Genomic DNA, 6,263 nt, shown 5'->3' with positions numbered 1-6,263 from the left:
ACTCCCCCGTCCGCCGTCTTACAGAGGCGTCCTCGCATCTCAACTAAATCCCCATCCCACAGCGCTCACCCACATAAGGAGAGGGCAGGCACACAATAAAAGTGTACCTGCCCTATTTATAACCGCCGCTTTTGAGGGAAGCGCGGATATGGCTGATGCTGAACTGAATCAGATGATTCTGTCAAACTATATTCTGTTAATCTATATTCTGCTAAACTATATTCTGTCAATCTATATTTCGTTAATCCGTCTCTTCACATAGCTCGTATGCAGCAAATGATGAGCCCTTGCACTGCCCGGTTCCCCGAGATAGGTTGCATACAGTTCCTTAATAGCCGGATTCTCATGTGATTTACGGATTGTATTGGCCTTATCGGAGTCGTAGAGCACCTTGGCCCGCAGTCCGCGGATGTCGACGGTGTTGCGCACGTGGCCCGGCTGCTGGGGCTGTCCGCCGCCGTTTACACAGCCGCCCGGGCATCCCATGATCTCGATGAAGTGGTAAGAGGCCTCGCCTGATTTAACCTTATTCAGGAGTTCTCTGGCATTGCCGAGTCCGGAGGCTACAGCCACCTTCACGTCCATACCGGCTACATTGTAAGTGGCTTCCTTGATGCCTGCCGTACCGCGGACATCGGTGAAGTCGAGGGCTTTCAATTCTTCTCCGGTCAGGGTCTCCACCGCCGTACGGAGAGCAGCCTCCATAACGCCGCCCGTTGCGCCGAAGATAGTGGCCGCGCCGGTGCTGAGTCCCATCGGAGTATCGTAGGAGTCATCCTCGAGAGTGGTAAATTTAATTCCGGCTTTACGGATCATTCTGGCAAGTTCTCTCGTTGTCAGGGCGATGTCCACATCCGGCATTCCGTTGGCATCCTGGTCGTCACGGCCGATTTCAAATTTTTTGGCCGTGCACGGCATGATGCTGACCGATACGATATCTTTCGGGGCAATGCCGGCCTTCTCGGCGTAGTAAGACTTCGCGATGGCGCCGAACATCTGCTGCGGTGATTTGCAGGATGACAGGTTCTCCGTCATATCCGGGAAATAGTGTTCGCAGTATTTAATCCAGCCCGGTGAACAGGAGGTGATGAGCGGAAGGACTCCGCCGTTCTGAACCCGGTCAAGGAATTCGTGGGCCTCCTCCATAATCGTTAAGTCGGCGCTGAAATCGGTGTCAAATACCTTGTCAAAGCCCAGCATCTTAAGCGCGGAAACCATCTTACCTTCCACATTGGTTCCGATCGGATAGCCGAATTCTTCGCCAAGGGCGGCGCGCACGGCGGGAGCCGTTTGGACAATGACATGTTTAGTTGGATCTGCAATTGCTGCAAATACTTTATCTGTAAAATCTTTTTCCTGAAGCGCTCCTGTTGGACAAACGGCAATACACTGGCCGCAGGAAACACAGCTCGTTTCGCCCAGTCCCATATTGAATGCGGAACCGATGTTGGTGGCAAAACCGCGCTCGTTGGCGCCGATTACGCCGATCCCCTGTACATTCTCGCAGACTGCCGAGCAGCGGCGGCACAGGATGCATTTGCTGTTGTCACGGAGCATGTGGGCCGCGCTGTCGTCGATCTCGGACTGTGTCTTCTCGCCGTCGTAAAAAGCTTCATCATCCACGCCCAGCTCACGGCAGAGCCCCTGAAGTTCGCAAGCTCCGCTGCGCACGCAGGACAGGCATTTTCTCTCGTGGTTGGAGAGGAGAAGCTGCAGTGTCTTCTTTCTGGAATCCAGCACCTGAGGCGTGTTTGTCCACACCTCCATGCCCTCATTGATTGGGTATACGCAGGAAGCAACCAGAGTTCTGGCGCCCTTTACTTCCACAACACAGATACGGCATGCGCCGATCTCATTGATTTCCTTTAAGAAACACAGGGTAGGAATCTCAATGCCTGCCAGGCGGGCTGCCTCCAGAATGGTGGAGCCGGCCGGTGCGGTAACTGTCCTGCCATTGATTTTAATTGTAATATCCGCCATTTGATTCTTCCTCCTCTATTTCTTGTAAATTGCGCCGAAATGGCATTTTTCCATACATGCACCGCACTTGATACATTTTTCCGTGTCAATGATGTGCGGATTCTTAACGGTTCCGATAATGGCGCCCGCCGGGCAGTTCTTGGCACAGAGCGTACAGCCGCGGCATTTGTCTCGGTCGATGACGTAGGAGAGGAGAGCCTTACATACGCCTGCCGGACAGCGTTTTTCTTTGATATGAGCTTCATACTCGTCGCGGAAATAACGGAGTGTGGAGAGCACCGGGTTCGGCGCCGTCTGGCCCAGGCCGCAGAGCGAGTTGTTCTTAACGTAGTAGCAGAGATCCTCCAGCTTGTCGATGTCTTCCATCGTAGCCTGTCCCTTTGTAATTTTAGTGAGGATTTCCAGCATACGCTTTGTGCCGATACGGCACGGCGTACATTTACCGCAGGATTCCTCCACCGTGAATTCCAGGAAGAATTTGGCGATGTCGACCATACAGTCGTCCTCGTCCAGAACAATCAGGCCTCCGGATCCCATCATGGAACCGATGGAAATCAGGTTGTCGTAGTCGATCGGGATATCGAAATGCTCTGCCGGGATACAGCCGCCGGAAGGTCCGCCTGTCTGTGCGGCTTTGAATTTCTTGCCGCCCGGGATTCCGCCGCCGATCTCCTCGACGATTTCGCGGAGCGTTGTTCCCATCGGAACTTCCACGAGTCCTGTATTATGTATCTTGCCGCCCAGGGCGAATACCTTGGTGCCCTTTGATTTCTCCGTACCCATGGAGGTGAACCACTCGGCACCGTTTAAGATAATCTGCGGGATGTTGGCAAGTGTCTCAACGTTGTTTAAGATGGACGGTTTTCCAAAAAGGCCTTTCTGTGCAGGGAATGGAGGTCTTGGCCTCGGCTCACCGCGTTTGCCCTCGATGGAGGTCATAAGGGCCGTTTCCTCACCGCATACGAAAGCTCCGGCGCCGAGGCGCAGGTCGATGTCGAAGGAGAATCCGGTTCCGAAAATATCATTGCCGAGGAGCTCCATTTCGCGGGCCTGGGCAATGGCAATCTTAAGTCTCTGTACTGCGATCGGGTACTCAGCCCGGACGTAAATATACCCCTGTGTTGCACCGATGGCATAGCCTGCAATGGCCATGGCCTCCAATACCGCGTGGGGATCGCCCTCTAACACGGAACGGTCCATAAATGCGCCGGGGTCGCCCTCGTCGGCGTTACAACAGACGTACTTCTGGTCGGCGTCATTGCCTTTCGCCAATTTCCATTTGAGGCCGGTCGGGAAACCGGCTCCGCCGCGGCCGCGCAGTCCGCTGGCAAGAAGTGTTTCGATGACATCATCGGGAGTCATCTCGGTCAGTACTTTTCCAAGGGCCTCATAGCCGCCGGTACCGATATATTCCTCGATAATTTCAGGATTGATAATACCGCAGTTTCTCAGCGCAATCCTGTGCTGTTTCTTATAGAAATCCGTATCGGTCAGGGCTTTGATTCCGGCCGGTGTGACGGTTTCACTGTAGAGGAGCCTGGTTACAATACGGCCCTTCAGTAAATGTTCGGTGACGATTTCCGGAATATCCTCATTCTTTACCATCGCATAGAAGGTGGCATCCGGATAAACAATCATGATCGGACCAAGTGCACAGAGGCCGTGGCATCCTGTCTGGACAACACAGACTTCCTCTGAGAGGCCGTTTTTATCGATTTCAGCTTTTAGGGTTTCCATAATCTGCTGGCTGCCGGAAGAAGTACAACCGGTTCCTCCGCAGACTAATACGTGTGAACGATACATCTGGCTTCCTCCTGTTTATTTGATATCTGCTGAATTTAATGTATATTTTTCTACCGGATGGCCGCCGATTAAGTGTCTCTCCACAACTTCAGCCGCTTTTTCCGCATTCATCTTAATATAGGTAACTTTTTCTTTACCGGGCTCCATTACTTCCACGATGGGCTCATACTGGCATAGGCCGATACATCCGGTCTGGGTAACCGTGACTTTGCCCGTCAGGCCCTTTTCCTGGACCAGGTTGGACAGGGTGGTCAGCACAGGTCTTGCGCCGCTAGCGATTCCGCATGTAGCCATGCCGACTACGACACGTGTGGAACCTGCTCCGCCTTCGCGTAAGTTTACCTGATTCTGCATCTTTTCACGGATTGCTTTTAACTCTTCAAGGCTCTTCATAGATTTTTCCTCCGTTGTCTGCGGTGAAAAGTCCTCCGCTTTTCATCGCGCTTTCAAGGCGCCTAATAGAGGGCGCCGCCGTCAGTTTCAAGTTTGTTTTCGGTCAGATACTCCATAATATAGGAAGAGATTTCCGGTGAATCAAAGGGAAGATCTCCGAGAATCTCCCGGAACTGTCTTGTGTCAAGGGTAAATGATTTTTCGTTATAACGGTAGGTGTAGACAAAATCGGTATCCGGATGGTAGACAATCAGCGTATGTATGGTTGAGGTGATGTCGCCGAGAGGCATCCGGTCAATATGGGATAAAACAAAGGTAGCCGTCACATCGGTCCCTCTGCCTGGAACAGAGGAGATGATGAAACTTCCGCCCGTGCTTTCAGCCGCATATTTGAAGAAAGGGACGCCAAGACCCACTTTGCGGGTGGTCCGGCTGGTAAAAAAAGGATCCGTCACCTGATTTACCTGTTCTTCGCTCATGCCGCAGCCGTCGTCACAGATCGATATGGTCAGAAGGTCGGTTGGAAAATCGGCCTCCACCGCTATCCGAACCAGTTTTGCGCCGGCTTTCGTGGAATTTTCAGCCACATCCAGAATATTGAGTGATAATTCCGTCATCATAATCTTACTTCACTTTCCGTTTTTTAGACTGTCATTCATATTTGGCAAGGATGGCCGGGATGTCATCCACAGTCAGTCTGCCGTAAACTTCATCATTTATCATCATAACCGGGGCAAGGCCGCAGGCTCCTACACAGCGGCAGGAATCCAGTGAAAATTTGCCGTCAGGGGTGCATTCTCCGTTTGTGATGCCAAGCAGTTCTTCGATTTTCTTGAAAATTTCGCCGGAACCCTTTACGTAACATGCGGTTCCAAGACAGACGGAAACCCGGTACTGGCCTTTGGGCTGCAGGGAGAATTGCGAATAGAATGTGGTTACCCCGTAAATCTTCTCAAGGGGAATGCCGGTTTCATTGGAAATCATGGTCTGCACTTCGATGGGAAGATAACCGAAGATTTCCTGCGCATGCTGCAGAATAGGCATTAAAGCGCCATCTGTGTCCTTTAAATCGGCAATGACTTTCTTTAAAGCGGCCTCCTGTTCTGGAGTGCAGGTAAAGCATACGCCTTCTTTTTTGTGGGACATGTTTTAACCTCCTTTTGATTACTGAACTTTTTTAAATAGTTTAACATGGTCTTACAGAAAAATCCACAATATTTTTGTTGATAATTCCTATTTACGATGATATCCTAGATACAGGACTTTGTAAAAATAAAACAAATTTGCAGGAGGATGAGGAGGAATTATTATGATGACCGTAGAAGACGCACGCAGGGTCCTGGGAGCGAGGGTCCTGGTTGGGGAAGAATACCTGGATCGGGAAGTGAGAACTGCCTGCGGCGCAGATATGATGAGTGATGTACTCGCATTTTCCAAGGATCATTCCATTCTTTTGACCGGACTCTGCAATCCACAGGTGATCAGGACGGCCGAGATGTTAGACATCGTCTGTATTATCTTTGTCCGCGGGAAGAAGCCGGATCAGCTCATGCTGGATTTGGCAAAGGAGACCGGCCTTGTTATTATGGAGACGGGACACAGGATGTTTTCCGCCTGCGGCATGCTCTATGAAGCAGGCCTGCGGGGAGGTGCAATCTGATGGATGATGTGATTACACTGCAGTATAAGGTATCTCCCGATGACTTCACGAGGGCGGGAGAGGCCAGCAGTGATGTTAAGAATAAGTTAAAACAACTGGGTATCAGTCCCAGCGCCATAAGAAAAGTAGCGATAGCCATGTACGAGGGAGAGATCAATATGGTCATCCACGCCAAAGGCGGGGATATTACGGTGGAGGTGTCGCCGGAGTCCATAAAGATGGTCCTGGCCGATGTCGGACCTGGAATTCCCGATATCGAACTGGCTATGAAGGAGGGATATTCCACCGCCCCTGATGAGATCAGGAGCCTTGGCTTTGGAGCCGGTATGGGGCTTTCCAATATGAAAAAATATTCCGATTATATGGATATCCAGACAGAACTGGGAGTTGGAACGACGATAACGATGATTGTCAATGTTGCATAAAA

General features: G+C 51.2%; 7 protein-coding genes. 2 read left to right on the top strand and 5 right to left on the bottom strand.

Translation table 11 applies throughout. From position 1 onward, the window contains the following. Positions 1-231: 231 nt before the first annotated feature. The 5 genes from QZT18_RS18410 to QZT18_RS18390 form a co-directional block, all read right to left on the bottom strand. Positions 232-1,980 carry an NADH-dependent [FeFe] hydrogenase, group A6 gene (locus tag QZT18_RS18410; protein WP_294150229.1) on the bottom strand — a complete coding sequence of 583 codons (1,749 nt, stop codon included), beginning with the start codon at positions 1,978-1,980 and terminating at the stop codon, positions 232-234. A gap of 15 nt (positions 1,981-1,995) precedes the next feature. Further along, positions 1,996-3,783, bottom strand: coding sequence for an NADH-quinone oxidoreductase subunit NuoF (gene nuoF / locus QZT18_RS18405; protein ID WP_294150227.1), 1,788 nt, complete (start codon positions 3,781-3,783; stop codon positions 1,996-1,998). A 15-nt stretch (positions 3,784-3,798) separates the two neighbouring features. Then, complete coding sequence (locus QZT18_RS18400) at positions 3,799-4,176, bottom strand: ferredoxin (RefSeq protein WP_125140859.1); 378 nt, start codon at positions 4,174-4,176, stop codon at positions 3,799-3,801. A 62-nt stretch (positions 4,177-4,238) separates the two neighbouring features. After that, positions 4,239-4,796: an ATP-binding protein gene (locus QZT18_RS18395; protein ID WP_294150225.1), complete on the bottom strand. Its 558-nt coding sequence runs from the start codon at positions 4,794-4,796 to the stop codon at positions 4,239-4,241. Positions 4,797-4,827: 31 nt separating this feature from the next. Next, a complete protein-coding gene (locus tag QZT18_RS18390) occupies positions 4,828-5,322 on the bottom strand; it encodes an NAD(P)H-dependent oxidoreductase subunit E (protein ID WP_125140857.1) in 495 nt (164 codons plus the stop codon). A gap of 166 nt (positions 5,323-5,488) precedes the next feature. Here QZT18_RS18390 and QZT18_RS18385 point away from each other — a divergent pair, with 166 nt between their 5' ends. Both QZT18_RS18385 and QZT18_RS18380 read left to right on the top strand, forming a co-directional pair. Continuing rightward, positions 5,489-5,836 carry a DRTGG domain-containing protein gene (locus QZT18_RS18385; protein ID WP_125141019.1) on the top strand — a complete coding sequence of 116 codons (348 nt, stop codon included), beginning with the start codon at positions 5,489-5,491 and terminating at the stop codon, positions 5,834-5,836. Next, positions 5,836-6,261: an ATP-binding protein gene (locus tag QZT18_RS18380; RefSeq protein WP_227033917.1), complete on the top strand. Its 426-nt coding sequence runs from the start codon at positions 5,836-5,838 to the stop codon at positions 6,259-6,261. Before QZT18_RS18385 ends, QZT18_RS18380 begins: the two co-directional genes overlap by 1 nt. Positions 6,262-6,263 lie beyond the last annotated feature (2 nt).

The sequence above is a fragment of the uncultured Clostridium sp. genome (assembly GCF_900547735.1).
Taxonomy (GTDB): Bacteria; Bacillota; Clostridia; order Lachnospirales; family Lachnospiraceae; genus Otoolea.
Note: the sequence above shows the minus strand (reverse complement) of the source record. Positions and strands in the feature narration are given on the sequence as shown.

Excerpts from the sequence above, each read along its gene's own strand:
- QZT18_RS18410 (WP_294150229.1), bottom strand. The coding sequence starts at position 1,980 with ATGGCGGATATTACAATTAAAATCAATGGCAGGACAGTTACCGCACCG.
- nuoF (WP_294150227.1), bottom strand. The coding sequence starts at position 3,783 with ATGTATCGTTCACACGTATTAGTCTGCGGAGGAACCGGTTGTACTTCT.
- QZT18_RS18400 (WP_125140859.1), bottom strand. The coding sequence starts at position 4,176 with ATGAAGAGCCTTGAAGAGTTAAAAGCAATCCGTGAAAAGATGCAGAAT.
- QZT18_RS18395 (WP_294150225.1), bottom strand. The coding sequence starts at position 4,796 with ATGATGACGGAATTATCACTCAATATTCTGGATGTGGCTGAAAATTCC.
- QZT18_RS18390 (WP_125140857.1), bottom strand. The coding sequence starts at position 5,322 with ATGTCCCACAAAAAAGAAGGCGTATGCTTTACCTGCACTCCAGAACAG.
- QZT18_RS18385 (WP_125141019.1), top strand. The coding sequence starts at position 5,489 with ATGACCGTAGAAGACGCACGCAGGGTCCTGGGAGCGAGGGTCCTGGTT.
- QZT18_RS18380 (WP_227033917.1), top strand. The coding sequence starts at position 5,836 with ATGGATGATGTGATTACACTGCAGTATAAGGTATCTCCCGATGACTTC.